23 protein-coding genes are annotated in these 26,285 nt (G+C 61.1%); 15 read left to right on the top strand and 8 right to left on the bottom strand.

The features are described 5' to 3' along the window. Positions 1–66 precede the first annotated feature (66 nt). The 6 genes from NH234_RS23155 to gap all read right to left on the bottom strand — a co-directional run bounded on the left by NH234_RS23155 (position 67) and on the right by gap (position 6,751). The gene (locus tag NH234_RS23155) at positions 67–462 is read right to left on the bottom strand and encodes a YbaN family protein (RefSeq protein WP_367254403.1); all 396 of its coding nucleotides are present in this window, start codon (positions 460–462) and stop codon (positions 67–69) included. Positions 463–607: 145 nt separating this feature from the next. Beyond that, positions 608–1,204, bottom strand: a complete 597-nt coding sequence (locus NH234_RS23150) for a biliverdin-producing heme oxygenase (protein ID WP_085730282.1) — start codon at positions 1,202–1,204, stop codon at positions 608–610. A 109-nt stretch (positions 1,205–1,313) separates the two neighbouring features. Next, positions 1,314–3,899, bottom strand: a complete 2,586-nt coding sequence (locus tag NH234_RS23145) for a TonB-dependent receptor (RefSeq protein WP_367254402.1) — start codon at positions 3,897–3,899, stop codon at positions 1,314–1,316. A gap of 122 nt (positions 3,900–4,021) precedes the next feature. Further along, on the bottom strand, positions 4,022–4,987 hold the full coding sequence (locus NH234_RS23140) for a FecR domain-containing protein (RefSeq protein WP_085730284.1): 966 nt from the start codon (positions 4,985–4,987) through the stop codon (positions 4,022–4,024). A gap of 124 nt (positions 4,988–5,111) precedes the next feature. After that, complete coding sequence (locus tag NH234_RS23135) at positions 5,112–5,630, bottom strand: RNA polymerase sigma factor (protein WP_367254401.1); 519 nt, start codon at positions 5,628–5,630, stop codon at positions 5,112–5,114. 119 nt (positions 5,631–5,749) lie between these two features. Then, a complete protein-coding gene (gap, locus tag NH234_RS23130; RefSeq protein WP_085730286.1) occupies positions 5,750–6,751 on the bottom strand; it encodes a type I glyceraldehyde-3-phosphate dehydrogenase in 1,002 nt (333 codons plus the stop codon). A gap of 220 nt (positions 6,752–6,971) precedes the next feature. Here gap and edd point away from each other — a divergent pair, with 220 nt between their 5' ends. The 11 genes from edd to NH234_RS23075 all read left to right on the top strand — a co-directional run bounded on the left by edd (position 6,972) and on the right by NH234_RS23075 (position 20,231). Beyond that, positions 6,972–8,798 (top strand): phosphogluconate dehydratase, encoded by a 1,827-nt coding sequence (edd, locus tag NH234_RS23125; protein WP_085730287.1) that lies wholly within the window; start codon positions 6,972–6,974, stop codon positions 8,796–8,798. Continuing rightward, positions 8,795–9,751 carry a glucokinase gene (locus tag NH234_RS23120; RefSeq protein ID WP_085730288.1) on the top strand — a complete coding sequence of 319 codons (957 nt, stop codon included), beginning with the start codon at positions 8,795–8,797 and terminating at the stop codon, positions 9,749–9,751. Before edd ends, NH234_RS23120 begins: the two co-directional genes overlap by 4 nt. 79 nt (positions 9,752–9,830) lie before the next feature. Further along, positions 9,831–10,562, top strand: coding sequence for a response regulator (locus tag NH234_RS23115; RefSeq protein ID WP_085697149.1), 732 nt, complete (start codon positions 9,831–9,833; stop codon positions 10,560–10,562). A gap of 31 nt (positions 10,563–10,593) precedes the next feature. Next, positions 10,594–12,021: an ATP-binding protein gene (locus NH234_RS23110; protein ID WP_367257234.1), complete on the top strand. Its 1,428-nt coding sequence runs from the start codon at positions 10,594–10,596 to the stop codon at positions 12,019–12,021. Positions 12,022–12,125: 104 nt separating this feature from the next. Beyond that, positions 12,126–13,385: an AGE family epimerase/isomerase gene (locus NH234_RS23105; protein WP_085730290.1), complete on the top strand. Its 1,260-nt coding sequence runs from the start codon at positions 12,126–12,128 to the stop codon at positions 13,383–13,385. Between the two features lie 118 nt (positions 13,386–13,503). After that, positions 13,504–14,805 carry an ABC transporter substrate-binding protein gene (locus NH234_RS23100; RefSeq protein WP_367254400.1) on the top strand — a complete coding sequence of 434 codons (1,302 nt, stop codon included), beginning with the start codon at positions 13,504–13,506 and terminating at the stop codon, positions 14,803–14,805. A 93-nt stretch (positions 14,806–14,898) separates the two neighbouring features. Beyond that, entirely contained in the window at positions 14,899–15,807 is a 909-nt protein-coding gene (locus NH234_RS23095; RefSeq protein WP_367254398.1) for a carbohydrate ABC transporter permease, read from the top strand. Further along, positions 15,800–16,645 (top strand): carbohydrate ABC transporter permease, encoded by an 846-nt coding sequence (locus NH234_RS23090; RefSeq protein WP_085730292.1) that lies wholly within the window; start codon positions 15,800–15,802, stop codon positions 16,643–16,645. Before NH234_RS23095 ends, NH234_RS23090 begins: the two co-directional genes overlap by 8 nt. A gap of 2 nt (positions 16,646–16,647) precedes the next feature. Continuing rightward, entirely contained in the window at positions 16,648–17,808 is a 1,161-nt protein-coding gene (locus NH234_RS23085; protein ID WP_085709655.1) for an ABC transporter ATP-binding protein, read from the top strand. 102 nt (positions 17,809–17,910) lie between these two features. After that, on the top strand, positions 17,911–19,260 hold the full coding sequence (locus NH234_RS23080; protein ID WP_085730293.1) for a carbohydrate porin: 1,350 nt from the start codon (positions 17,911–17,913) through the stop codon (positions 19,258–19,260). Between the two features lie 116 nt (positions 19,261–19,376). Continuing rightward, a complete protein-coding gene (locus NH234_RS23075) occupies positions 19,377–20,231 on the top strand; it encodes a D-hexose-6-phosphate mutarotase (protein WP_085730294.1) in 855 nt (284 codons plus the stop codon). Between the two features lie 41 nt (positions 20,232–20,272). On the opposite strand, the gene NH234_RS23070 is transcribed toward NH234_RS23075, so the two are convergent. Then, entirely contained in the window at positions 20,273–21,133 is an 861-nt protein-coding gene (locus NH234_RS23070) for a MurR/RpiR family transcriptional regulator (RefSeq protein ID WP_169842436.1), read from the bottom strand. 227 nt (positions 21,134–21,360) lie between these two features. Between NH234_RS23070 and zwf the strand changes: the two genes are divergently transcribed. The 4 genes from zwf to NH234_RS23050 all read left to right on the top strand — a co-directional run bounded on the left by zwf (position 21,361) and on the right by NH234_RS23050 (position 25,099). Next, a complete protein-coding gene (gene zwf / locus NH234_RS23065) occupies positions 21,361–22,827 on the top strand; it encodes a glucose-6-phosphate dehydrogenase (protein ID WP_085730295.1) in 1,467 nt (488 codons plus the stop codon). Then, positions 22,814–23,527: a 6-phosphogluconolactonase gene (pgl, locus tag NH234_RS23060; protein WP_367254397.1), complete on the top strand. Its 714-nt coding sequence runs from the start codon at positions 22,814–22,816 to the stop codon at positions 23,525–23,527. The genes zwf and pgl overlap by 14 nt, the downstream gene beginning before the upstream one ends. A gap of 17 nt (positions 23,528–23,544) precedes the next feature. Beyond that, positions 23,545–24,210: a bifunctional 4-hydroxy-2-oxoglutarate aldolase/2-dehydro-3-deoxy-phosphogluconate aldolase gene (locus NH234_RS23055; protein WP_011335602.1), complete on the top strand. Its 666-nt coding sequence runs from the start codon at positions 23,545–23,547 to the stop codon at positions 24,208–24,210. Between the two features lie 172 nt (positions 24,211–24,382). Further along, positions 24,383–25,099, top strand: coding sequence for an intradiol ring-cleavage dioxygenase (locus NH234_RS23050; RefSeq protein WP_367254396.1), 717 nt, complete (start codon positions 24,383–24,385; stop codon positions 25,097–25,099). Here NH234_RS23050 and NH234_RS23045 read toward each other — a convergent pair. Next, positions 25,096–26,277 carry an aminotransferase class V-fold PLP-dependent enzyme gene (locus NH234_RS23045; RefSeq protein ID WP_085730298.1) on the bottom strand — a complete coding sequence of 394 codons (1,182 nt, stop codon included), beginning with the start codon at positions 26,275–26,277 and terminating at the stop codon, positions 25,096–25,098. The two genes, NH234_RS23050 and NH234_RS23045, sit on opposite strands and share 4 nt — an antisense overlap. Positions 26,278–26,285: the final 8 nt, after the last annotated feature.

The raw sequence follows: 26,285 nt of genomic DNA, 5'->3' as shown, positions 1-26,285 counted from the left end.
CGCAAGCCGACGAACGGTCGCCGGTAAACGTTTGCGCGGGCAAATGCCCTGAAAAGAATGGAAAAATCAGGAAGTCTTCGGCAACGCTTCCGGTCGTGACCAGATCCACAGGTTGCCCATCGTCATGCCGGCAATCGCCAGATAGACCGGCCAGCCGTGATCGAGCATCACCAGCATCAGGGTCGCGCACAGCAGCATGCTGACGGTGGCGCTGACCTTGGCCTTGCGGGCGATGATCTTGCCGTTGCGCCAGTTGTTCAGGATCGGGCCGAACAGTCGATGGTTTTCCAGCCAGGCACTCAGGCGCGGCGAACTGCGGGTCGCGGCCCAGGCGGCGAGCAGGATGAACTCGGTGGTCGGCAGGCCGGGCACGACAATGGCGATCAGGCCGATACCGAGGCTGACATAGGCCAGCAGGCCGAACAGCAGGCGGGCGAGTCTGGAAGAGGCGGGTTGGGGCATGGGCTCGAGGTGCGTGAGGCGAAACGGGGATTCTACAGGCTTGCTCGGTTCCCATGTGTGAGCGAGCCTGCTCGCGATGGCGGTATATCAGTCGACATCAGAATCGCTAGCAGGCTAGCTCCCACAATGGGGAGTCGGTGTCGCTTCAGGCCGGTTCGGCTTCCGTGGCGTAAGCCTGTTCCAGCAGCACGGTGAAGCGGTTGAACGCGTCGATCGCGCCTTGCTCCACTTCGGCTTCTTCTTCGGCACTGAATTGCAGCGAGTCCAGGGTGCGCACGAAACTTTTCCAGCCTTCGGCGCGACCGCCTTCAGGCTCGCCCAAGTGACGGGCGCCGAAGGTTTCGCTCAGGTCCAGCGCGACGGCGCGTTTGATCAGAAACGCAGCGCCGAGCTTGGAGCCTTCGGACACGAAGATCCAGCCCAGGGCGCGGGCCTTGTTCGGGTTTTTCACCGCGCCGGCGACGGGTGCAGGCACTTCTGTGTCCAGATCCGCAAGGTCGGCCTTGGCGGCTTCTGCGCGGCAGCGGGCCGGCAGATCCGGGACGATGGCGGTCAGTTCGGCATCGTTGTACAGCGAGACCAGTTCCGACTGGAACAGGTACTGCGCGACCACGAAACGGGCGAAATTGGCGCGGGTCTCGAACGGCGCGTGGGCCTTGACCAGCGCATCGAGCTTGCTGTGCGGCTCGTGGGTGATCTGGTTCAAACGTTGCGAACGCAGGGCTTTTTCCGGGGTGCTCATGAGATGTCCTTGAAAAGAAGAGGCGCTTGATAACGAGACGAACGGGCAAGCGCCGGACAGTAAAAAAACCTCACGGCGCGGCAATGCACGCGCCGTGAGGTCATCCGGATCAGATATCCCAGACCAGGTTGATCGCGAAGTTGCGACCCGGTTGGGTCAGGCGATCGAGGTTGGCCGGTTGTGTCACCGAAGCTTCGCCGACGCTGTCGTAACCGCGCACGTCATCCCACAACCAGTACTTCTTGTCCGTCAGGTTGTAGATGCCGCCGCTGACGGTGACGTCGTCGGTGACCTTGTAATAGCCGGCCAGATCGAGAATGCCGAAGCCCGGCGACTTGAACTGGCTGCTGACGCCGTCCGGCGACTTGAAGTTGCTGTCGTCGACGCGATCCTTCTTCTTGACCACGGTCCAGCTCAGCAGGCCGCCGTAGTTGTCCTGGTCATAACCCAGACCGAATACACCGGTCAGCGGATTGACGCTGTTCAACGGCTCGCCGTTGTCGTTGTTGCGTCCGTAGGCGTAGGAGATCGAACCCTGGGTGTACAGACCTTGCGGTGCGCCGAACGAATCGAGGTTGAGGCGACCTTTGACTTCGGCACCCTTGATGGTGGCGTGCTTGATGTTGTTGGTCTGGAACGTCAGCTCGTTATAGCCCGGGGTAACGGCGTCTTCGTTGATGAAGTCGCGATACTTGTTATAGAACACCGCCACGTCGAACGAGCCTTGCTCGAAGTTGCCGCGCAGACCGGTTTCATAGCTTTTGCTCTTTTCCGGTTCCAGGTTCGGGTTCGGCGCCACGTTGTAGCCGGTGGTGCTGTTCTCGAAGCGACCGTACAGCGCTTTCGCGGTCGGGGTGCGGAAGCCTTCGGCGTATTGGCCGTACCAGGTGTAGTTATCGGTCAGGGCGTAGGTCAGGCCGAATTTCGGCGAGACTTTATGCCAGGTCTTGTTTTCGTCGCTGACCGTGCCTTTGCCATCAGCGGCCACGGTGTTGAGGAATTCCTGGGTGATGTGCGGCTTGAGCTGGGTGTAGTCGTAGCGCAGGCCCGGCAGGAAGGTCCATTTGTTCCAGCTGATCTGATCCTGGGCGAACAGGCTGTAGGTATTGATGGTCGGGTCCGGGAAGTCGCTGGACTTCTTCAGCACGTCGGCTGCACTGGTGGCGCCGATGGCGGTGCAGCCGCGACCGACTGCCAGGCACTTGCCGTCGCCGCTGCGTGAACCGGTGACTTTCTGCTGTTTGATCGTAGTGCCGTAAGTCAGGACGTGATCGGTGTCACCGATGGCGAATGCCTTGTCCAGTTGCGCATCGAACACCCATTGTTTTTCCTCGTAGATCGTGTCGCGGGTACGCAGCACTTTACGGGTCATCGGGTAATAGAACTCTTCGGTGCTCTGGTCGGTCTTGGCGGTCTGGTTGTTGAGGCTCCACTTCACGTTGTCGGCCAGCAGGCTGTTCAACTCGAAGCTGTGTTCCAGGCCGAAACGCTCGCGGGTGACGGTGTCGTTGCCGGTACGCCACTGGTACATGCCGCCGGGCAGTACGCTGTTTGGAATGGTCGGGGCGCCATTGAAGTACGGGCCGCCGTAAGCACTTTTCTGATCGGTGTCGCGATCATCCTTGTATTTTTCGTAGGTCAGGCCCAGACGCGAACCTTCGTTGTAGTTCCAGCCGATCTTGGCCAGCACGTTGGAGGCTTTCACGTCCTCCGGGTTGGCGGCAGTGCGCTCAAGACCGGTGCCGTTGTTGCTGCCGTAGGAGTCGGTTTCATGCCCGTCGCGCTGGCTGTAGTGCAGCAGGCCGTCGAACTGCTCGGCGCGTCCGGCAACGGTGGCGGATTTCAGCCAGCTGTCGTCGGCGGAGCTGTAGCCGGTCTTCAGGCGGGCGCCGACGTCTTTGCCGGGCTTGATGATGTCATCCGGGTCGAGGGTGTAGTAGCTGACCGCGCCGCCGATGGCGTTGCTGCCGTACAGCACTGAGGCCGGACCGCGAAGGATTTCAACGCGTTTGACGATTTCCGGGTCAACGTAGTTGCGCTGGGTCTTGGCGTACGGGCCGTTGAAGAAGCCGTCTGGCACTTCGACGCCGTCGACCTGGGTCAGGATGCGGTCACCGTCGATACCGCGAATGTTGTAGCCGCTGATCCCGCCGCGCTGGCCGGCGCCGCCCACGGACACACCCGGCTCGTAACGCACCAGATCCTTGATGGTGTTGACGTTGTTGCGGTCCAGATCCTGACGGGTCTGCACGGTGACGGTGGCCGGCACGCTGCTCACCGACTGTTCCTGACGGGTGGCGCTGATGGTCACCTGATCGAGGTTGAGCGCGCCGCCGTTGTTGCGCTTTTCCAGCACGACGTTGTTGTTGCTGATTTTTCGGAAGCTCAGGTTGGTCCCCACCAACAGGCGCTCCAGGGCTTTTTCCGGTGGCAGCGAACCGCGCACGCCCGGCGACGACACGCCTTTACCCAGTTCCGCCGGCAAGCCGACCTGCCAGCCGGTGACGGCGGTGAACGCGTTGAGCGCCGACACCAGTGGTTGCTGGCCGATGGCGAACGAGTAATTGCCCATGTTGCGTGCCGGTTGCTCGGTGGCGGCCATCAGTGGCGCAGTGCCGGCCATCAGGATGGCGGCGGTCAGCAGCGACAGCACGCGGGAAGGAGAAGAAGTCTGGCGGGTAAGGCGTGAGGACATCGATAGCGCTCCGTGTCGCACGAATCTTTATAGGTGCTGATTGGTATCGCGAGATGCGAATCAATTGCATTGGCTATAACGAGACGAACGAGCTTCGGCTATCGAGTAAAAATAATTCTCATTTAGTTAAGAATGACCAGCGCCGGGAATTCCTGAAGCTTGGCCGAGGTGATGTGAGCGAGCGAACGCACTACGTCCAGCGGTTGGTCGAGGCGGTAATTGCCGGTGACGGCGACGTCGGCCAGGTGTTCGTTGGTGTTGATGATGAAGCCCGGGTAGTAGCGGCGCAGTTCCGCCAGCACCTGGCTCAGAGGACAGTTCTCGAAGATCAGACGACCCTGCACCCACGCCAGATCGGTGGCGGCATCGACCTTGGCCGGGCGGTCGAAACCATTGGGGCCGATGCGGATGCTTTCCCCGGCGGACAGCCGCACACGGGCATCGTCACGGGTGGCACGCAGATCGACATCGCCACGCTGCACCCGCACCTGCGCCACACCGTCCAGGTAACGCACGGCGAACGCGGTGTCGCGCACGCTGGCCTTCACCGGCCCGGCGTCGATTTCCAGCGGCTGGCTGCGGCTGGCCGGGATCTCGAAAAACGCTTCGCCCTGATACAGGCGCGCCACACGCTGACGATCGTTGATCGTGCTGGAGAAGGCCGAATTGGTGTTGAGCAGGACTTTCGAACCGTCCTCAAGCTGCAGGCGCTGACGCTCGCCGACCACCGTCAGGTGATCGGCCTGCAGACGCATCGGCAGGTTGCTGAAGCTGAACAGTCCGAGAATCAGCACCGCGGCGGTGGCCAGCGGTTTCCAGTGCGGGCGCAGGCGTGTGAGGACGGTGACTTTCTTCGGTCTGGCCGCGAGGTCCTGCGCGCACTGAGCGATCTGCGGGCCGTCCCAGATCGCCTGGGCCTTGGCAAACGCCTGGGCGTTCAACGGATCGGCCGCCAACCAGGCGTGAAATTGCCGGGTCTGTTCATCGTCCGGGCTGTCGAGCACGATGAGCCAGTCCAGAGCCTGATCCATTGCGTTGGCAGCGTCCTGCGCCGTGTCGGGCGAAGGAGGGCGGTGGGTGTCCGTCACGGTGTTTCCTCGGCAGTGTCTGTGCACGGCTGTTTTTTTAGTGAAGCGTAAAAGTCGAGCAAGGGTAACAAAGCCCGATGATCAGTGCAGTCGATCCTGGCACTTAGAGAAAAAACCTACAGCATCAGTCCCCATTCAAGCGTTCGGCGACACCGATGCAAATGGTCATGATCAATTTGAGTTCTTTCTGCACCGTGCTGAGAGAAACGCTCAGCTCTTCGGCGATGTCCTGATAGCTGTGCCCGTGCAGGCGGCTGAGGATGAAGATCTGCTGCTGACGGGGGCTGAGTTCACCGAGGCTCACGTTCAAGCGCTCCAGCAATTGTTCGGCGTGGGCGGCGTCTTCGGCGCTGCTGGCGGGGGCGGCGACGCTGTGCACCACGTCCTGCGGCACGTCGTCGACCATGGTGCGTGAGTGGATCTTGCGCGCACGCAAGTGGTCCAGCGCCAGGTTGCGTGCGGTCTGGAAGACAAAGGGTTCGAGGTGATCGATGGCCCGTTCGCCCAGCGCCCGCGTGACGCGCAGGTAGGTTTCCTGCAGCAGGTCTTCGGCGGTGCTGTGGTTGTTGACCATGCGTTCCAGCGTTCGCAGCAATGAAGTGCGCTGGGCGAGGAAAACGTGATTGAACTGCGACTGACTCACGGGAGGACCTGATCCATTTCGAGCGAATGATAATGCTTATCATCCGCCCAAGTGGTCAAGTGTTGATTTGTCAAAGGTTGGTAAAGCTATTACCCGCTGACAAATCGGCGGCAGCGGTTTTATTCCGCGTTGCACAGCGCCAGGCAGTTATCGAGCATGCGGTTGGAGAAGCCCCACTCGTTGTCGTACCAGGCCAGCACCTTCAACAGTTTGCCGCTGGATTTGGTGTGGTTGGCGTCGAAAATCGACGACAGCGGGTTGTGGTTGAAGTCGCTCGATACCAGCGGCAGGGTGTTGTAACCGAGGATTTTCGAGTGCTGGCTCGCGGCTTTCATCAGCGCGTTGACTTCATCGGCCGAGGCTTCGCGCTTCAACTGCACGGTCAGGTCAACCAGCGACACATTGATCACCGGCACGCGCACGGCCATGCCGGTCAACTTGCCCGCCAGTTCCGGCAGCACCAGGCCCACGGCTTCGGCGGCGCCGGTCTTGCTCGGGATCATATTCTGCGTGGCGGAGCGGGCGCGGTACGGGTCGGTGTGATAGACGTCGGTCAGGTTCTGGTCGTTGGTGTAGGCGTGAATCGTGGTCATCAGACCGCTTTCGATGCCCAGTTCGCGGTGCAGCACCTGGGCCACCGGCGCCAGGCAGTTAGTGGTGCACGATGCGTTGGAAATGATCTGGTGCGACTGGCGCAGAATGTCGTGGTTCACACCATAAACGACGGTGGCATCGGCGCCTTTGGCCGGGGCCGAGATAATCACTTTGCGTGCGCCGGCGGTAATATGCGCGGCGGCTTTGGCCCGGTCGGTGAACAGACCGGTGCATTCGAACACCACATCAATCTTTTCCGCGGCCCATGGCAGGTCGGCCGGGTTGCGGATGGCGCTGACCGAAATGCGGTCGCCGTTGACGGTAAGGCTCTCGTTGTCATGAACAACTTCGGCGTCGAATGTGCCATGAACGGTGTCGTACTTGAGCAGATGCGCATTGATTGCGCTGTCGCCCAGATCGTTGATGGCGACGATCTGCAAATCCTGTCGATAGCCTTGGGTATACAGTGCGCGCAGGACATTACGGCCGATGCGGCCAAAACCATTGATTGCGATTCGAAGAGTCATTGAACAGCGCCGCCGTCGTTTTGTTGTTGGAATTACAAGATTATTCGCATAAAAATAGAAAACAAGCCTTTTTAGTGGCAATATTTTGTTTTATCTACAACGAGTGACCTGAATCAACTGGTCCGAATGATCAAGAAAACCGCTCGTCATCCCACGCGAACGGGCTTTTGATCAGCATAGACAATCAGGTCGCCACATCCGTTAGCCTGGAGTTCTAAACATGCATCCCCGCGTTCTTGAGGTCACCGAACGGCTTATCGCCCGCAGCCGCGCCACGCGTCAGGCTTACCTTGCGCTGATTCGCGGCGCTGCAACTGACGGGCCGATGCGCGGCAAGCTGCAATGCGCCAACTTCGCCCACGGCGTGGCCGGGTGTGGCAGCGAAGACAAGCACAGCCTGCGGATGATGAACTCGGCGAACATCGCCATTGTTTCGTCGTATAACGACATGCTCTCGGCGCACCAGCCGTACGAAGTCTTCCCGGAACAGATCAAGAACGCCCTGCGCGAAATCGGCTCGGTTGGTCAGTTCGCCGGCGGCACACCTGCGATGTGCGACGGCGTGACCCAAGGCGAGCCGGGCATGGAACTGAGCCTGCCGAGCCGCGAAGTGATCGCCATGTCGACGGCGGTGGCGCTGTCCCACAACATGTTCGACGGCGCGTTGATGCTCGGCATCTGCGACAAGATCGTGCCGGGCCTGATGATGGGCTCGCTGCGTTTCGGTCACCTGCCGACGATTTTCGTTCCGGGCGGGCCGATGGTCTCGGGGATTTCCAACAAGGAAAAAGCCGACGTGCGGCAGAAGTACGCCGAAGGCAAGGCGACCCGCGAAGAGCTGCTGGAATCGGAAATGAAGTCCTACCACAGCCCGGGCACCTGCACGTTCTACGGCACCGCCAACACCAACCAGTTGCTGATGGAAGTCATGGGCCTGCACTTGCCGGGCGCCTCTTTCGTCAACCCGAACACGCCGCTGCGTGAAGCCCTGACCCGCGAAGCCGCGCATCAGGTCACCCGCCTGACCAAACAGAACGGCAACTTCCTGCCGATCGGCGAAATCGTCGACGAGAAGGCGCTGGTCAACTCGATCGTCGCGCTGCACGCCACCGGCGGCTCGACCAACCACACCCTGCACATGCCGGCCATCGCCATGGCGGCGGGCATTCAACTGACCTGGCAGGACATGGCCGACCTCTCCGAAGTCGTACCGACCCTGAGCCACGTCTACCCGAACGGCAAGGCTGACATCAACCACTTCCAGGCCGCCGGCGGCATGTCGTTCCTGATCCGCGAACTGCTCGAAGCCGGTTTGTTGCACGAAGACGTCAACACCGTGCTCGGCCATGGTTTGAGCCAGTACACCAAGGAGCCGTTCCTCGATAACGGCAAACTGGTGTGGCGCGAAGGCCCGACCGAAAGCCTCGACGAAAACATCCTGCGTCCGGTGGCCCGTGCGTTCTCGGCAGAGGGCGGCTTGCGGGTGATGGAAGGCAACCTCGGTCGTGGCGTGATGAAAGTGTCCGCCGTCGCGCTGGAAAACCAGATCGTCGAAGCACCGGCCATGGTGTTCCAGGATCAACAGGATCTGGCCGACGCCTTCAAGGCCGGTCTTCTGGAGAAGGATTTCGTCGCGGTGATGCGCTTCCAGGGCCCGCGTTCCAACGGCATGCCGGAGCTGCACAAGATGACGCCGTTCCTTGGCGTGCTGCAGGATCGCGGCTTCAAGGTTGCGCTGGTGACTGACGGGCGGATGTCCGGCGCGTCGGGGAAAATCCCGGCGGCGATCCACGTCAGTCCGGAAGCTTATGTGGGCGGCGCTTTGGCGCGCGTGCAAGAGGGCGATATCATCCGCGTCGATGGCGTCAAAGGCATTTTGGAACTCAAGGTGGACGCCGCCGAATTCGCAGCGCGCGAACCCGCCAAAGGCCTGTTGGGCAACAACATCGGCAGCGGTCGCGAACTGTTTGGCTTCATGCGTTTGGCCTTCAGCTCGGCAGAGCAGGGCGCCAGCGCCTTCACTTCTGCCCTGGAGACGCTTAATTGAAACTGGCTTTGGTCGGTGACATCGGAGGTACCAACGCGCGGTTCGCGTTGTGGAAAGATCAGCAGCTCGAATCGGTGCAGGTGCTGGCCACCGCCGACCATGCCAGCCCGGAAGAGGCGATCAGCCTCTATCTGAGCGGGCTCGGCCTGGCGCCTGGCGCCATCGGTTCGGTGTGCCTGTCGGTGGCAGGTCCGGTGAGCGGCGATGATTTCAAGTTCACCAACAACCACTGGCGTCTGAGCCGCAAGGCGTTCTGCCAGACGCTGCAGGTCGAGCAATTGCTGCTGGTCAATGACTTCTCGGCCATGGCACTGGGCATGACCCGTTTGCAGCCCGGCGAATTCCGCGTGGTCTGCGAAGGCGAGCCGGAGCCATTGCGCCCTGCAGTGGTCATCGGCCCGGGCACCGGCCTGGGCGTCGGCACGTTGCTTGATCTCGGTGAAGGGCGGTTCGCCGCGTTGCCGGGAGAGGGCGGTCACGTTGATCTGCCGCTGAGCAGCCCGCGCGAAACCCAGCTCTGGCAGCACATCTACAACGAAATCGGCCACGTCAGTGCGGAAACCGCGTTGAGCGGCGGCGGCTTGCCGCGGGTGTACCGGGCGATCTGCGCGGTGGACGGGCATGAACCGAAACTCGACACGCCGGAAGCCATCACTGCGGCGGGGCTTGCGGGCGACCCGATTGCCCTGGAAGTGCTGGAGCAATTCTGCTGCTGGCTCGGTCGCGTGGCCGGCAACAACGTGCTGACCGTTGGCGGCCGTGGCGGGGTGTACATCGTGGGCGGCGTGATTCCGCGTTTCGCCGATTTCTTCCTCGAAAGCGGTTTCGCCCGCAGCTTCGCCGACAAGGGCTGCATGAGCGATTACTTCAAGGGGATTCCGGTGTGGCTGGTGACGGCGCCGTACTCGGGGCTCGTCGGTGCAGGAGTGGCGCTCGAACAATCCGGTAAATGATCATTCCCACGCCGAGCGTGGGAACAATCAACACATCAGGCATAATCCGCCCAATTCCAACAACAAGGATGCCTTCGAAGTGAGCTCAGTCAACAAGTCGATTTTGTTGGTCGATGACGACCAGGAGATACGCGAGTTGCTGGAGACCTACCTGACCCGCGCGGGTTTTCAGGTACGGGCCACGGCGGATGGCGCCGGTTTTCGTCAGGCGCTGAACGAGGCGCCGAGCGATCTGGTGATCCTCGATGTGATGCTGCCCGATGAAGACGGCTTCAGCCTGTGCCGCTGGGTGCGCCAGCATCCGCGTCAGGCCCAGGTGCCGATCATCATGCTCACCGCCAGTTCCGACGAAGCCGACCGGGTCATTGGTCTGGAACTCGGCGCCGACGATTACCTCGGCAAACCTTTCAGCCCCCGCGAACTGCAAGCCCGGATCAAGGCCCTGCTGCGTCGCGCCCAGTTCGGTCAGGAACGCGGTGGCAGTGAAGTGCTGGCGTTCGATGAATGGCGGCTGGACATGGTCAGCCATCGACTGTTTCACACCGACGGCGAGGAAGTGATTCTGTCCGGCGCCGACTTCGCCCTGCTGAAACTGTTCCTCGATCACCCTCAGGAAATCCTCGACCGCGACACCATCGGCAACGCCACCCGTGGCCGCGACCTGATGCCCCTCGACCGCATCGTCGACATGGCCGTCAGCCGTCTGCGCCAGCGTCTGCGCGACACCGAAAAGCCGCCACGGCTGATCCGCACCGTGCGTGGCAGCGGCTACCAACTGGCAGCCAACGTGGTTGCCGGCAATGGTCACTGAGTTCCTGCGCAGCACCGCACGCAAATTGCCGATGCCGCGTTCGCTGCTTGGGCGGATGCTGCTGCTGACGTTGCTCGCGGTGTTGTTCGCCCAGACGCTGTCCAGCGTGATCTGGGTGTCCCAATTGCGTGCGACGCAGCTCGAAGGCCTGGTCACCAGCGCCCGTAGCCTGGCCCATTCGATGACCGCCAGCGTCAGCTATTTCCGCTCGTTGCCGGTGGCCTATCGGCCGTTGGTGCTCGATCAGTTGCGCAGCATGGGCGGCACCCGATTTGTGGTGACGCTGAACGACAAACCGCTGGGCATGGAAGTGTTGCCGGCTACGCCGCGCAAGGCTGCCGTGTTGCAAGCGGTGGATGAAGTGCTGCGTCAGTCGTTGGGTCAGGACACCGACATTCTGGTGACCTTCGTCAGCCCCGATGACCTGCGGATCTTCAATGCGGGGTTGAAACTCGATGAGTTGCCACGCTCCTGGGCGCATTACGCGTTGACGCTGGAACCGGTGAATCCGCCGGTGCTGGTGACCCAGATCCAGTTGGCGCCCGGTGAATGGCTGTACATCGCCTCGCTGTTGCCCGAGCCCTACACCAGTCTTGAAGAGCAGGGCCTGCCGACCCAGCAAGTTTGGTTCATCGTGTTCACCAGCGGATTTCTGTTGCTGTTCATCGGTCTGTTGGTGCACTGGCAGAGCCGGCCGCTCAAGCGCCTGGCGCGGGCGGCTCGGGACTTGTCGCTCGGCGCCGACGTCGAGCCGGTGGCCGAGGGCGGCGGCAGCGAAGTGGTGGAAGTGGGCCGTGCCTTCAACACCATGCGCGAGCGCATCAGCCGTTACCTCACCGAGCGCAGCCAGTTGTTCAGCGCGATTTCCCATGATCTGCGTACCCCGATCACCCGCCTGCGTCTGCGGGTCGAACTGCTCGAAGACGAACAACTGCAAACCAAGTTTGGCCGTGACCTGGATGAGCTGGAGCTGCTGGTCAAGGGTGCGCTGCAATGCGTCAAAGACACCGACATCCACGAAAACATTGAGCCGGTGGATCTCAATCATGTGCTCGACTGCCTGGTGGAGCCGTATCTGGCGCCCAACGGCAATGGCCGTGTAACCCAGCAGGGACGGGCGTTAGCGGCGTATCCGGGCAAGCCATTGGCGCTCAAGCGCTGTATCGGCAACCTGATCGACAATGCACTGAAGTACGGGCAGAAAGCTCATCTGCATATCGATGACGATGAGAGTGCGTTCGTGCTGCATGTCGACGATGAAGGTCCGGGGGTGCCGGAGCAGCGGCTGGAGCAGGTGTTCGAGCCGCACTTTCGGTTGGCTGGGCAGCAGCAGGGTTATGGGCTTGGATTGGGGATCGCCCGCAACATTGCCCATAGCCATGGGGGGGAAGTGACGTTGCAGAATCTTCGCGAAGGCGGATTGCGTGTGACCCTGCAATTGCCGCGTTCGGCGGATTGATCTGAATGTCACCGATCGGTGACAAAACCCGCCCCCTTCGTTACAAGTCCACCTCGGCCCGTTGTTTAGACTGCCCGCAGTCATAACAACAAAAAAGGCCTTCCATGGATCACTTCAATCCGGGCTTCAGCAGTTGGCTGAATGCCCCTGCCCACCAGCAATGGCTCGCCGACGAAGGCCTGCGCCTGCTGGCATTTGCCAAGGCTTCACGATTGCCCGAAGGCTTCGGCAATCTTGATGAGCGCGGCCAGCTCCAGGTTGGCGCGCAAGCCGAAACCATGAACACCGCGCGCATGACCCATAGCTTCGCCATGGCCCATATTCAGGGCCTGCCGGGGTTTGCCGAACTGGTCGATCACGGCGTCCAGGCGTTGCGCGGCCCGTTGCGCGATGCACTGCATGGCGGCTGGTTTGCGGTTGCCGAACACCGTGACGGCAACACCGGCAAGAACGCTTATCTACATGCTTTCGTGGCCCTTGCTGCCAGCTCCGCTGTGGTCGCCCAACGTCCCGGCGCCCAGGCGTTGCTGGATGACGCCATCGATATAATCGACACCTATTTCTGGAGCGAAGAAGAGGGCGCCATGCGCGAATTCTTCAACCGCGACTGGAGCGAAGAAGAAGCCTATCGCGGCGCCAACAGCAACATGCACGCCACCGAAGCGTTCCTCGCGCTGGCCGATGTCAACGAAGATCCGCGCTGGCTGGTGCGTGCGCAGCGCATCGTTGAACGGGTGATTCACGGTCACGCCGCCGCCAATGACTATCTGGTGATCGAGCATTTCGACCGCCACTGGCAGCCACTGCGCGAATACAACCATGACAATCCCGCTGACGGCTTCCGCCCCTACGGCACCACGCCGGGCCACGGTTTCGAGTGGGCGCGCCTGCTCCTGCACCTCGAAGCGGCGCGGGTCCAGGCCGGCATGCTCACACCCGGCTGGCTGGCCACCGATGCGCAAAAGCTGTTCGAGAGCAACTGCCGTTATGGCTGGGACGTCGATGGCGCTCCGGGCATCGTCTATACCCTCGACTGGGACAACAAAGCCGTGGTGCGCCACCGCCTGCACTGGACCCATGCCGAAGCCAGCGCCGCCGCCAGTGCCTTGCTCAAACGCACCGGCGATGCGCAGTACGAAACCTGGTACCGGCTATTCTGGGAATTCTGCGAAGCGAATTTCATCGATCGCTGCGACGGCAGCTGGCATCACGAACTCGATCCGCAGAACCGTCCAAGTGCCGATATCTGGGCGGGCAAACCGGATCTGTATCACGCCTGGCAGGCGGTGCTGATCCCGCGCCTGCCGCAGGCACCGAGCATGGCGACTGCGCTGGCACAGTTGTCCCGCCCCGTTCCTGTGTAACCATGCAGTGACATTTGCGCATCCCTTCGTTACCTGCGAGGGGAAACGCTCTGTTTAAACTCGTGTGCAGCGCAAGCACCAGACTTGCATGCATAACAACAAGAAAGGTACATCTCAGATGAATGCGATTTCTCGCCTCGCTACTGTCATTTCTGTCGCCTCCCTGTTCCCGCTCGCTGTGCTGCCCCTGAGTGTTTCCGCTGCCGAATCCAAAGGTTCGGTGGAAGTCGTGCATTGGTGGACGTCCGGTGGCGAAAAAGCCGCCGTCGATGTGCTCAAGGCACAAGTGGAAAAAGACGGTTTCACCTGGAAAGACGGCGCTGTCGCCGGTGGTGGCGGTGCGACTGCCATGACTGTGCTGAAAAGCCGCGCCGTCGCCGGCAACCCGCCGGGTGTGGCCCAGATCAAAGGCCCGGACATCCAAGAATGGGCGTCGACCGGTCTGCTCGACACTGACGTCCTGAAGGACGTTTCCAAGTCCGAGAAGTGGGACAGCCTGCTCGACAAGAAAGTCTCCGACACCGTGAAGTTCGAAGGTGATTACGTGGCCGTGCCGGTGAACATTCACCGGGTGAACTGGCTGTGGATCAATCCGGAAGTCTTCAAGAAAGCCGGTATCGCCAAAGCCCCGACCACCCTCGAAGAGTTCTACGCCGCCGGCGACAAGCTGAAGGCTGCGGGCTTCATCCCGCTGGCCCACGGCGGTCAGCCTTGGCAGGACAGCACCGTTTTCGAAGCGGTCGTGCTGTCGGTGATGGGCGTTGATGGTTACAAGAAAGCCCTGGTCGACCTGGACAACGCTGCCCTGACTGGTCCGGAAATGGTCAAGGCCCTGACCGAGCTGAAGAAAGTCGCGACCTACATGGACGTCGACGGCAAAGGCCAAGACTGGAACCTCGAAGCGGCCAAGGTCATCAACGGCAAGGCCGGCATGCAGATCATGGGTGACTGGGCCAAGTCCGAATGGACCGCCGCCAAGAAAGTCGCCGGCAAGGATTACGAGTGCGTAGCCTTCCCGGGCACCGACAAGGCGTTCACCTACAACATCGACTCGCTGGCCGTGTTCAAGCAGAAGGACGCGGGCACTGCGGCCGGTCAGCAGGACATCGCCAAAGTCGTGCTGGGTGAAAACTTCCAGAAAGTCTTCAGCATCAACAAGGGCTCGATCCCGGTGCGCAACGACATGCTCGCCGACATGGGCAAGTACGGTTTCGACTCCTGCGCCCAGACCGCTGCCAAGGACTTCCTGGCAGACGCCAAGACCGGCGGCCTGCAGCCGAGCATGGCGCACAACATGGCGACCACGCTGGCCGTACAGGGTGCGTTCTTCGATGTCGTGACCAACTTCATCAACGACCCGAAAGCCGACCCGGCCGACGCTGCGAAGAAACTCGGCACCGCCATCAAGGCTGCCAAGTAACACCGGCGTAGAGCAGCTGCCAGCTTCAAGTCGCGCATCGGCTTGGGGCTGGGAGCTTGCAGCGGTCCTTCATTTTCTTTACTGGATCTTCCCATGAGTTCTGTTGCTGTGTTCAGCAAGGCCTCGCCGTTCGACGCATTGCAGCGCTGGCTACCGAAACTGGTGCTGGCGCCGAGCATGTTCATTGTTCTGGTGGGCTTCTATGGCTATATCCTCTGGACGTTTGTCCTGTCGTTCACCACGTCGACCTTCCTGCCTAACTACAAGTGGGCAGGCCTGGCGCAATACGCGCGGCTGTTCGACAACGACCGCTGGTGGGTGGCGAGCAAGAACCTGGCCGTGTTCGGCGGCATGTTCATCGGCGTCACCCTGGTAATCGGCGTGACACTGGCGATTTTCCTCGACCAGAAAATCCGTCGCGAAGGCTTCATCCGCACCATTTACCTGTACCCGATGGCGCTCTCGATGATCGTCACCGGTACCGCATGGAAATGGCTGCTCAACCCGGGCATGGGCCTGGACAAATTGCTGCGGGACTGGGGCTGGGAAGGCTTCCGTCTCGACTGGCTGATCGACCCGGATCGCGTGGTGTATTGCCTGGTGATCGCGGCGGTCTGGCAAGCTTCGGGCTTCATCATGGCGATGTTCCTCGCCGGTCTGCGTGGCGTCGATCAATCGATCATCCGTGCCGCCCAGATCGACGGCGCGAGCATGCCGCGCATCTACTGGAAAGTGGTGCTGCCAAGCCTGCGTCCGGTGTTCTTCAGTGCGGTGATGATCCTGGCGCACATCGCGATCAAGAGTTTCGACCTGGTGGCGGCCATGACGGCCGGCGGCCCGGGTTATTCCTCCGACCTGCCAGCGATGTTCATGTACTCGTTCACGTTCAGCCGTGGGCAGATGGGCATGGGCTCGGCCAGTGCGATTCTTATGCTCGGTGCGATCCTCTCGATCATCGTGCCTTACCTGTACTCCGAGCTGAGGACCAAGCGTCATGACTAGTCTCGCTGCCAAACCTTCTATCAGCCTGAGTCGCATCGCGATCTACGCGGTGCTGATCCTCGCGGTCCTGCTGTATCTGGTACCGCTGGTGGTCATGCTGTTGACCAGTTTCAAGACCCCGGAAGACATCTCCACCGGCAACCTGCTGAGCTGGCCGACCGTGGTCAGCGGCATCGGCTGGGTGAAAGCCTGGGCGACCGTTGACGGCTACTTCTGGAACTCGATCAAGATCACCGTTCCGGCCGTAATCATCTCCACCGCCATCGGTGCGTTGAACGGTTATGTGCTGTCGTTCTGGCGCTTCAGGGGTTCGCAGCTGTTCTTCGGTCTGCTGTTGTTCGGCTGCTTCCTGCCGTTCCAGACCGTGCTGCTGCCGGCGTCGTTCACCCTCGGCAAGATGGGCCTGGCAAGCACCACCACCGGCCTTGTGTTCATTCACGTGGTCTACGGTCTGGCGTTCACCACACTGTTTTTCCGTAACTACTACGTGAGCATTCCGGATGCTCTGATCAAGGCGGCACGTCTCGATGGCGCGGGGTTCTTCACGATCTTCCGCCAGATCATCCTGCCGATGTCCACCCCGATCATCATGGTCTGCCTGATCTGGCAGTTCACCCAGATCTGGAACGACTTCCTGTTCGGCGTGGTGTTCTCCAGTGGTGATTCGCAACCGATCACGGTGGCGCTGAACAACCTGGTCAACACCAGTACCGGGGCCAAGGAATACAACGTGGACATGGCGGCGGCGATGATCGCCGGGCTGCCGACCCTGCTGGTCTATGTGGTCGCAGGCAAGTATTTCGTGCGCGGGCTGACGGCCGGCGCAGTCAAGGGGTAATCATGGCTACGCTCGAACTTCGCAATGTAAACAAGACCTACGGTGCCGGCCTGCCGGACACCCTGAAGAACATCGAACTGTCGATCAAGGACGGTGAGTTCCTGATCCTTGTCGGGCCTTCGGGCTGCGGCAAGTCGACACTGATGAACTGCATCGCCGGCCTGGAAACCATCACCGGCGGCGCGATCATGATCGGTGATCAGGACGTCAGCGGCATGAGCCCGAAAGATCGCGACATCGCCATGGTGTTCCAGTCCTACGCGCTGTACCCGACCATGAGTGTGCGCGAGAACATCGAGTTCGGTCTGAAGATCCGCAAGATGAGCCAGTCGGCCATCGACGAAGAAGTCGCCCGCGTGGCCAAGCTGCTGCAGATCGAGCACCTGCTCAACCGCAAGCCGGGCCAGCTCTCCGGTGGTCAGCAACAGCGCGTGGCGATGGGCCGTGCACTGGCACGTCGACCAAAGATCTATCTGTTCGACGAACCGCTGTCCAACCTCGACGCCAAGCTGCGCGTCGAGATGCGCACCGAAATGAAACTGATGCACCAGCGCCTGAAAACCACCACGGTCTACGTGACCCACGACCAGATCGAAGCGATGACTCTGGGCGACAAAGTGGCGGTGATGAAGGACGGCATCATCCAGCAGTTCGGTACGCCGAAAGAGATCTACAACGACCCGGCCAACCTGTTCGTGGCGAGCTTCATCGGTTCGCCGCCGATGAACTTCATTCCGCTGCGTCTGCAACGCAAGGACGGTCGTCTGGTGGCGCTGCTGGACAGCGGCCAGGCCCGTTGCGAGTTGCCGATGGCGATGCAGGACGCCGGTCTCGAAGACCGCGAAGTGATCCTCGGCCTGCGCCCGGAGCAGATCGCGCTGGCCAACGGCGAGGGCAACGGCCTGCCGAGTATCAAGGCTGAAGTGCAGGTCACCGAGCCGACCGGTCCGGACACCCTCGTGTTCGTCAACCTCAACGACACCAAGGTCTGCTGCCGACTGGCGCCGGACGTGGCGCCGCAGGTGGGCGAGACCCTGACCCTGCAATTCGATCCGTCGAAAGTGCTGCTGTTCGATGCCAAGAGCGGCGAGCGCCTGGGGGTTGCCGGTCTGCCGAAGACCGAAGCGCACAGCGCCAATGTTGCTCAGTTCAAGGGTCGGTAAGAAATCAATGCGGGAGTGAGCCTGCAACAGGCTCATTTGCGCAGGGGATGTAAACCGCGTTGGAAAAAAACAGTTAATAACAATAAAGACGAGGATGTAGGGATGAAAAAGAAACACGTCAATGCCCGGTTGATCTGCCAAGTGTCAGCCGCGGCCGCATTGGTCCTGGCCGGCAATGCCATGGCCGCCGATGCATTCAGCTCCGATTCCAAATGGATGACGGGCGACTGGGGTGGTGAGCGGACCAAGCTGATCGAGCAAGGCATCGATATCAAGGCTGACTACGTTGGGGAAATGGGCGCCAACCTGCACGGCGGCTACAACGACGACAAGACCGGCCGCTACAGCGACCAGTTCGGTCTGGGCGTGGCTCTGGACCTGCAAAAACTCTGGGGCTGGGACAACACTCAGGCCAAGATCCAGCTGACCAACCGTAACGGTCAGAACATCTCCAACGACCGCGTTGGCGACCCGCGTGCCGGCACCCTGTCTTCCTCGCAGGAAGTCTACGGTCGTGGCCACATGGTGCGTCTGACCCAGCTGTGGATTCAGCACCAGTTCTTTGACAACAAGCTCGACGTCAAGGCTGGTTACTTCGGTGAAGGCGAAGACTTCAACACCTTCCCGTGCGACTTCCAGAACCTGGCGTTCTGCGGCTCGCAGGTCGGTAACTGGGCGACCAACATCTGGTACAACTGGCCCGTCAGCCAGGCCGCGATCCGCGTGAAGTACAACATCAACGACGAGCTCTACGCGCAGATCGGCGCGTACAACCAGAACCCGTCGCAGCTGGAACACGGCAACGGCTTCAAGCTCAGCGGCAGCGGCACCGCCGGTACTGTGCTGCCGGTCGAACTGGTCTGGTCGCCGAAGGTCAACAGCCTGCCGGGCGAATACCGCGTCGGTTACTACAAGAGCACGGCTGATGCCGCAGACGTCCGCGAAGACATCAACGGCAACGACGCAGCAACCACCGGCAATGCCTACCGCACCCACAGCAGCAAGCACGGCTACTGGTTCGTTGCGCAACAGCAACTCACCAGCCACAACGGCGACGCTTCCCGTGGTCTGAACATCGCGGCCAACGCCACGTTCCATGACAAGGACACCAACTTCATCGACAACTACCAGTCGGTGATGTTTGTCTACAAAGGCCCGTTCGACGCCCGTCCGAAGGATGACGTCGGTATCGGCGCGGCGCGTATCCATGTCAACGACGACGTGAAGAAAAACGCCGAGCTGCTGAACGCTTCCAACGGTGTTTCGGACTACGACAATCCGGTGTTCTCGCCGATTCGCGAGACCGAATACAACTACGAGATCAACTACGGCTTCCACGTTACCAACTGGCTGACCGTGCGTCCGAACCTGCAATACATCACTCACCCGGGTGGCGTGGATCAAGTGGACAACGCGTTGGTCGCTGGTCTGAAAATTCAGTCTACGTTCTAACGCGTCTGCGATAAGCTCCTCTCTATGTGCGCATATTTGCGGACAGCCCAGGCTGTCCGCTTTTTTTTGGAAGGGGGTGTCGCAGCCCATGAAAGTTGAATCTGGAACCGTGGCCCATGCATGAGCATCCGCTGCAACGCTTCTTCAAATCCTTGCGCGAACGACCGGTGTTCGCCTGGGAGCGCTATCAGATGCGCGATGTGCTGGTGATCGACCATCCGCTGTGTCAGGCGGTGTTCAGTCGTCAGGGTGCGCAATTGCTGCACTTTCAGCCGCGCGGACAAAAGCCGTGGTTGTGGTGCGCGGCGAAGTGGCCGCATGTCGGCGCGATCCGTGGCGGTGTACCGGTTTGCTGGCCGTGGTATGGCCGCCATCCGAGTGAAAACGCATGGCCGTCCCATGGCTGGGCGCGATTGCTGGACTGGAAACTGCTCGACAGCAGTACCGCCGATGACGGCGTGCGCCTGCACTGGCAATTGCAGCTGTGCGATTGGCAGGTGGACCTGCACGCGCACCTGGGTGAACGCATGGAATTGCGCCTGAGCACCGAGCATCAGGACGACATGCCGTGCCAGTTGAGCCAGGCTTTGCACGCTTACTGGCGTATTGGCGATGTAAGTGAGATAGCGCTGTCTGGGCTCGAAGGGGCGCAGGGTTACGACCAGCTGAACCGTGAAGTCTGTCAGCAGGAAGGCGAGTTGCGGGTCGATGGCGGCTGTCAGCGCGTGTTCCAGCACGACGGTGAATTACAGCTCAAGGATCACGCCTGGCAGCGCGAACTGTGCATCGATACCGGCGAGAGTGCGGACACGGTGGTCTGGCATCCGGGGGCGCGGCCGCTGCTGGGCGTGAGCTGGGATGAGATCTCGGAATTTGTCTGCGTTGAAGCAGCGGCGGGGGGGACCGACAGCTTGCATCTGGCGCCGGGGGAAAAGGCGCATTTGAGTTTGCAGGCTTGGGCTGCTGCTTAGTCATCGCTCCCACGCGCAAGCGTGGGAGCGATCAGCACGAACTAGTTGAACTCGTCACCCACCGGATACCGGCTAGCATTCAAGCTTTCTTTGATCTTGCGCAGATGCGGCTGGAAATCCACCCCGCGACGCAGCGTCATGCCAGTCGCCAACACATCCAGCACCGTCAACTGAATGATCCGTGAAGTCATTGGCATGTAGATGTCGGTGTCTTCCGGCAACGGAATATTCAAGCTCAGGGTGCTGGCCTTGGCCAGTGGCGAGTTCTCGGCGGTCAGGCCGAGTACCGAAGCGCCGTTTTCCCGGGCGATGCGCGCCACTTCCACCAGCTCGCGGGTGCGACCGGTGTAGGAAATGATCACGAACAACTCGCCGGTGTGCGCCACCGAAGCAATCATTCGTTGCATCAGCACATCGGCGTGGGCGGTGACGGCCAGGTTGAAACGGAAGAACTTGTGCTGTGCGTCCAAAGCCACGGGGGCCGAGGCGCCGAGGCCGAAGAAGTGAATCTGCCGGGCCTGGATCAACAGGTCGACGGCGCGGCTGATCAGATTCGGGTCCAGTGCCTGGCAAGCGCTGTCCAGGGAGGCGATGGCGCTGCCGAAAATTTTCTGTGTGTAGGCTTCGGGATTGTCGTCAGCTTCCACTGCACGGCTGACATACGCTGCGCCGCTGGCCAGGCTCTGGGCTAGTTGCAGCTTGAGTTCGGGGTAGCCGCTGACGCCGAATGAACGGCAGAAACGGTTGACCGTCGGTTCACTGACCGAAGCGGCCTGGGCGAGGGCGGCGATGCTGAAGCGGGTGGCCTGCTGTGGGTTGAGCAGGATCACTTCGGCGACTTTGCGTTCGGCCTTGTTCAGCTCTTCAAGGCGACTCTGGATCTGTTCCAGTAAATTTCGCACGCGGTCCATATGGATTTCCTAGATTCACCGGCGCCGATAAGCGCGCGGCTATGCAAATTGGGCCTTTGATGTGGCCCGTGACGGTGGCCTATCCTACTGATGGCTCCGACCGACCACCACTCGGAATCTGTATTTTGCGAAAATGTTGTGGTTATTACTACATTTTCCCTTGAGTGATGCCTTGAAAAAAGGTATTTGTAGCTTAACTTGATAAAAGAACAAACATCATGCCTTCGATTACGGTTGAACCGTGCACCTTCGCCTTGTTCGGCGCCCTGGGCGATCTGGCCCTGCGCAAGCTGTTTCCTGCCCTATACCACCTGGATGGTGCCGGCCTGCTGCACGAGGACACGCGTATTATCGCGCTGGCCCGTGAAGAAGGCACCGAGCAGCAGCACATGGCATTCATTGCCGCCGAACTGCGCCGCTATGTGGGCAAGGAACTGGACGAGGCCGTGGCCGAGCGCTTTCTGGCGCGCCTGACTTACCTGCACGTCGACTTCCTCAAGGCTGAAGATTACGTGGCGCTGGCCGAACTGGCCGGCAACACACAACGCATGATTGCCTACTTCGCCACTCCGGCGGCGGTGTACGGCGCGATCTGCGAGAACCTGGCGAACGTCGGTCTGGCCGAAAACACCCGCGTGGTGCTGGAAAAACCGATCGGCTCGGACCTTGAATCCTCGCGTAAGGTCAACGACGCCGTAGCGCAGTTCTTCCCGGAGAACCGCACCTACCGCATCGACCACTACCTGGGCAAAGAGACCGTCCAGAACCTGATCGCCCTGCGTTTCGCCAACAGCCTGTTCGAAACCCAGTGGAACCAGCATTACATCTCCCACGTGGAAATCACCGTGGCCGAGAAGGTCGGTATCGAAGGTCGCTGGGGCTATTTCGACAAGGCCGGCCAGCTGCGCGACATGATCCAGAACCACTTGCTGCAACTGCTTTGCCTGATCGCCATGGACCCGCCGGCCGACCTGTCCGCCGACAGCATCCGTGACGAAAAAGTGAAAGTGCTCAAGGCCCTGGCGCCGATCAGTCCGGAAGGCCTGACCACTCAAGTGGTGCGCGGCCAATATATTGCCGGCCACAGCGAAGGCAAATCCGTACCGGGCTATCTGGAAGAACCGAATTCCAACACCCAGAGCGACACCGAAACCTTCGTCGCCCTGCGTGCCGACATCCGTAACTGGCGCTGGGCTGGCGTGCCGTTTTACCTGCGCACCGGCAAGCGCATGCCGCAGAAGCTGTCGCAGATCGTCATCCACTTCAAGGAACCATCGCACTACATCTTCGCCCCGGAGCAGCGCCTGCAGATCAGCAACAAACTGATCATCCGCCTGCAACCGGACGAAGGGATTTCCCTGCGGGTGATGACCAAGGATCAAGGCCTGGACAAGGGCATGCAGCTGCGCAGCGGCCCGTTGCAGCTGAATTTCTCCGACACTTGGCGCAGCGCGCGGATCCCCGACGCCTACGAGCGGTTGCTGCTGGAAGTGATGAACGGCAATCAGAACCTGTTTGTCCGTAAAGATGAAATCGAAGCCGCGTGGAAATGGTGTGACCAGTTGATCGCCGGGTGGAAAAAATCCGGTGACGCGCCCAAGCCGTATGCGGCCGGGTCGTGGGGGCCGATGAGCTCCATTGCATTGATCACGCGGGACGGGAGGTCGTGGTATGGCGATATCTGATGTGAAACTGCCCGCGGGCGTAAATGCCCACGAATTCAAGAGCCCAGTGTTGCTCGCCGAAGGCCTGGCGCTGAATGTCGCCCAGCAGTTGAGCGAAGCACTGGCGGCGCGCGGCAACGCTGTGTTGGTGGTGTCCGGCGGCCGTAGCCCGGTGGCGTTCTTCCAGCACCTGGCCAAGCAGGAACTGGACTGGTCGAAGGTCGTCGTGACCCTGGCCGACGAACGCTGGGTGCCGGTTGAACACGCCGACAGCAACGCTGGTCTGCTCAAGCAGTATCTGCTCAAGGGCCCGGCAGCCAAGGCGCAGTTCCTCAGCCTTTACAGCGCGGCGGCCAACGTCGAGCAGGCTGCGGAACAGGCCGATCGGTTGCTCGCCGAGTTGCCGCCCATCGACGTGCTGGTGCTGGGCATGGGCGATGACGGCCACACCGCCTCGTTGTTCCCGGACAGTCCGAACCTGGCTGAAGCCCTGCAAGTCGATGGCACTCGTCGGTGCTGGCCGATGCTGGCGCCGAGCGTACCGCGTCAACGCCTGACCATGAGCCGGGCTCTGCTGGCTTCGGCGAAGCACAAGATTCTGTCGATTTCCGGTCAGTCGAAACTGACCACCCTGAATGCCGCACTGGCATCCAACGACGTCGCCGCCATGCCGGTTCGCGCGTTTCTGCAACCTACGTTAGAGATTTACTGGTGCCCATGAGCCAAGGAACAGCCGCTATGACAACCCCATCCCCGACCGTTTCCATGGCGGACAAAGTTGCCCTGATCGACAGCCTCTGCGCCAAGGCGCGGATCCTGCCGGTGATCACCATCGCCCGTGAACAGGACGTGCTGCCGCTGGCCGACGCCCTGGCCGCCGGTGGTCTGACCGCGCTGGAAGTGACCCTGCGTTCACAGTTCGGCCTAAAAGCAATTCAGATCCTGCGCGAACAGCGTCCGGAGCTGGTGACCGGTGCCGGAACCGTACTCGACCGCAACATGCTGGCTGCGGCCGAAGCGGCCGGTTCGCAATTCATCGTCACCCCGGGCATCACCCGTGACCTGCTGGAAGCCAGCGTCGAAAGCCCGATCCCGCTGCTGCCGGGCATCAGCAACGCCTCCGGCATCATGGAAGGCTATGGCCTGGGTTATCGCCGCTTCAAGCTGTTCCCGGCTGAAGTCAGCGGCGGCGTGGCAGCTATCAAGGCTCTCGGCGGCCCGTTCGGCGAAGTGAAATTCTGCCCGACCGGCGGCGTCGGCCCGGCCAACATCAAGAGCTACATGGCGCTGAAAAACGTCATGTGCGTGGGCGGTAGCTGGATGCTTGATCCGGAGTGGATCAAGAACGGCGACTGGGCGCGCATTCAGGAATGCACCGCCGAGGCGCTGGCGCTGCTGGACTGATCGCTTCACCTGACACTTCGTTGTGTGTTCTACGGCTTTAACGGTGCGCTTGGTCGGTGCACCGTTTTTTTTTGCCCGCCAAAACCTTGGTTATCTCGCGATACACAGTTACCGCACCTGGCTTGGCATGTGGCGTTAACCTGCGTTCATCTTATGGAAGAGAGAACGCCTCATGGATAACCATCCTTCAGCCCCACCGGTTTATCAACTGGCCCCCGAGCAAGTCGCCGGGCCGTATTTTCGCAATCCAAAACTGCTGCGCCGCAACATCAGCGAAGGCGCCGAGGGCCTGCCGCTGCTGCTGCGTCTGACTATCGTCGATGCCATGACCGCCGAACCGGTCAGCGGTGCGCTGGTGGATATCTGGCATTGCAATGCGCGCGGTGCGTATTCCGGTTGGAGTCGGGTCAACCCGGATCTGGAAGTCGACGTTGAAGACATCGGTTCAATCCCGAGAACCGACGACGACACCTACCTGCGTGGCGGCCAGTTCAGCGATCACAAGGGCAGGGTGCGTTTCACCACGATCTATCCGGGGTTTTATGCCGGGCGTGCCCTGCACATTCACGTGGCGGTGCGCATCGTCGCCGGCAACGAATACCTCGATGAGCGCAATGTGGCCTGGGTCGGGCAGCTGTACTTTCCGGAAGTGGTTTCTCGCGGTGTGCTCAACGCCAAGGCTTATCGTGGGCGGGCGTCCTCACCGCTGAACAACTGCCAGGACCACTACTACACCCGGATGTGCGGGGAGGCCTCGACGCTGACGGTCTGGCCGATCGGCCGTGAATCCCACGAGGACGGCTACTTCGGCCACCTGACGATCGGCATCGACACCTTCGCGGTGTCGTCGCAGATCAAGCCCGAAGACTTCGACAAATACACGGTTTAACGCAGTTCATTCAGCGCCAGAACCAGCGACTGAATCTCCGCTGCCGTAGTGGTCAACGACGGCGTGATGCGGATGCACGGCCCGCAGGCTGCGCCGTTGCGTACCACGGTGAACAGGTTGTAGTCGTTGAGCAGGCGTTCGACCATCGTCTGCTGGTCGGCATGCCGGGTAAAACGCATCGAGGTGATGCCGCAATACAGACGCGGATCGTCCGGGGTGGTGACCTCGATGCCCGGCAGGTTGCGCACGGCGCTGACCCACAGGTTGCGCAGGTAGTTCACCCTTGCACCCTTGGCCGCTGCGCCACCGAGCGCACGGTGTTCCTCGAACACCAGCGGCAGGGTCATCAACGCCGGAATGTTCGGCGTGCTGTAAGGCGTGCGCGAGCGAATGTCGTTGAGCGGAAAATGCATCTCGCCCATGTCCGGGTCGATATCGGCCAGGCGTTGCGGGGCGATATACAGAAAGCCCAGGGTCAGCGGCGAACCGATCCACTTGTGCAGGTTGTACCCGGCAAAGGCGATGCCCAGCGCTTCCAGATCGAACTCGATCTGGCCGAGAGCGTGGGCGCCATCGAGGATGATGTCGACCCCATGTTCCTTTGCCAGTGAGGCGATCGCCTGCACCGGCATCACCAGCCCGGTGCGATGGGTGATGTGGGTCAGCGCCATCAGCTTGAGCTTCGGATAGCGAATGAAGGCTTCGCGGTAAGTCGCCAACAGGCTGTCGAAGCTGGCCGGGTGCGTGTGCTTGATCTCGATGACCTCGACCCCGCGATGACGGCCCAGCCAGCGCATGGCGCCCTTGACCGTGTCGTATTCCAGATCGCAGATCAGCACCTGATCGCCAGGCTCGAGACGGTTGTAGTTGCGGATCAGCGATTGCAGGCCGGCGGTGGCGTTCTGGGTGAAGGCGATGCTTTGCGCGCGCACACCGATCATCTCGGCCAGTTGCGCGCGGATGTCGAGGCTGTCGTGCTGTTCGAAGCGTTGGCGCACGTACACCGAGTTGCTGTTGTTGATCAGCTCTATGTGGCGCTGATAGTCCTCGACCACGGTGCGCGACATGCGCCCGAAGTAGCCGTTTTCCAGGTTTACGGGGCCGGGGTGGCGGTCGTAACGGTCGGCGAAGGTTTGCCAGAAGGCTTCGTCTCGGGCGCGGCGGGTGTTATCGGGCATGGTCGACT

This window comes from Pseudomonas sp. stari2 (genome assembly GCF_040760005.1).
Classification (GTDB): Bacteria; Pseudomonadota; Gammaproteobacteria; order Pseudomonadales; family Pseudomonadaceae; genus Aquipseudomonas.
This window is presented reverse-complemented; position numbering and strand designations above follow the sequence as displayed.

What these genes read in the sequence shown, in the direction of transcription:
- NH234_RS23075 (WP_085730294.1), top strand. Translation starts at nt 19,377, where the DNA reads ATGCATGAGCATCCGCTGCAACGCTTCTTCAAATCCTTGCGCGAACGA.
- NH234_RS23045 (WP_085730298.1), bottom strand. Translation starts at nt 26,277, where the DNA reads ATGCCCGATAACACCCGCCGCGCCCGAGACGAAGCCTTCTGGCAAACC.
- NH234_RS23145 (WP_367254402.1), bottom strand. Translation starts at nt 3,899, where the DNA reads ATGTCCTCACGCCTTACCCGCCAGACTTCTTCTCCTTCCCGCGTGCTG.
- NH234_RS23080 (WP_085730293.1), top strand. Translation starts at nt 17,911, where the DNA reads ATGAAAAAGAAACACGTCAATGCCCGGTTGATCTGCCAAGTGTCAGCC.
- pgl (WP_367254397.1), top strand. Translation starts at nt 22,814, where the DNA reads ATGGCGATATCTGATGTGAAACTGCCCGCGGGCGTAAATGCCCACGAA.
- NH234_RS23055 (WP_011335602.1), top strand. Translation starts at nt 23,545, where the DNA reads ATGACAACCCCATCCCCGACCGTTTCCATGGCGGACAAAGTTGCCCTG.
- NH234_RS23150 (WP_085730282.1), bottom strand. Translation starts at nt 1,204, where the DNA reads ATGAGCACCCCGGAAAAAGCCCTGCGTTCGCAACGTTTGAACCAGATC.
- NH234_RS23050 (WP_367254396.1), top strand. Translation starts at nt 24,383, where the DNA reads ATGGATAACCATCCTTCAGCCCCACCGGTTTATCAACTGGCCCCCGAG.
- NH234_RS23155 (WP_367254403.1), bottom strand. Translation starts at nt 462, where the DNA reads ATGCCCCAACCCGCCTCTTCCAGACTCGCCCGCCTGCTGTTCGGCCTG.
- edd (WP_085730287.1), top strand. Translation starts at nt 6,972, where the DNA reads ATGCATCCCCGCGTTCTTGAGGTCACCGAACGGCTTATCGCCCGCAGC.
- NH234_RS23085 (WP_085709655.1), top strand. Translation starts at nt 16,648, where the DNA reads ATGGCTACGCTCGAACTTCGCAATGTAAACAAGACCTACGGTGCCGGC.
- zwf (WP_085730295.1), top strand. Translation starts at nt 21,361, where the DNA reads ATGCCTTCGATTACGGTTGAACCGTGCACCTTCGCCTTGTTCGGCGCC.
- gap (WP_085730286.1), bottom strand. Translation starts at nt 6,751, where the DNA reads ATGACTCTTCGAATCGCAATCAATGGTTTTGGCCGCATCGGCCGTAAT.
- NH234_RS23110 (WP_367257234.1), top strand. Translation starts at nt 10,594, where the DNA reads ATGCCGCGTTCGCTGCTTGGGCGGATGCTGCTGCTGACGTTGCTCGCG.
- NH234_RS23100 (WP_367254400.1), top strand. Translation starts at nt 13,504, where the DNA reads ATGAATGCGATTTCTCGCCTCGCTACTGTCATTTCTGTCGCCTCCCTG.
- NH234_RS23105 (WP_085730290.1), top strand. Translation starts at nt 12,126, where the DNA reads ATGGATCACTTCAATCCGGGCTTCAGCAGTTGGCTGAATGCCCCTGCC.
- NH234_RS23095 (WP_367254398.1), top strand. Translation starts at nt 14,899, where the DNA reads ATGAGTTCTGTTGCTGTGTTCAGCAAGGCCTCGCCGTTCGACGCATTG.
- NH234_RS23090 (WP_085730292.1), top strand. Translation starts at nt 15,800, where the DNA reads ATGACTAGTCTCGCTGCCAAACCTTCTATCAGCCTGAGTCGCATCGCG.